This is a genomic window from Pseudoalteromonas sp. SR44-5, assembly GCF_014163675.1.
GTDB classification, from domain to species: domain Bacteria; phylum Pseudomonadota; class Gammaproteobacteria; order Enterobacterales; family Alteromonadaceae; genus Pseudoalteromonas; species Pseudoalteromonas rhizosphaerae.
Genome location: NZ_JACJDT010000211.1, coordinates 1 through 344 on the forward strand (window position 1 = coordinate 1; position 344 = coordinate 344).

Genomic DNA, 344 nt, shown 5'->3' on the forward strand with positions numbered 1-344 from the left:
TGGAGCCTGGCAATGTCCTACTTTCACATAGCAAATGCTACACTATCATCGGCGCTGTTTCGTTTCACTACTGAGTTCGGCATGGGGTCAGGTGGGTCCAAAACGCTATTGTTACCAAGCAAATAGGGTGCAAAGGAGTTATGACAAAGCACGTAGTGCTTACATTTCCTTTGCGCAAGGTGCCTCAACTTTAACGCTACGCGCTAAGAGTCACCTTATAAATTTGGAATTCTGATAATAAAGTTTTCAGTAAATCTACTTTAGTCTATTAACTTCTTGCGCTATCAACTATCACATAAAACGCGTTTGGCGTTGTATGGTTAAGCCTCACGGGTAATTAGTAC

1 rRNA gene is annotated in these 344 nt (G+C 42.2%); it reads right to left on the bottom strand.

Annotated features, from left to right (window positions below):
• Nucleotides 1-4: 4 nt before the first annotated feature.
• Nucleotides 5-119 (bottom strand): 5S ribosomal RNA (rrf, locus tag H5154_RS23290).
• Nucleotides 120-344: the final 225 nt, after the last annotated feature.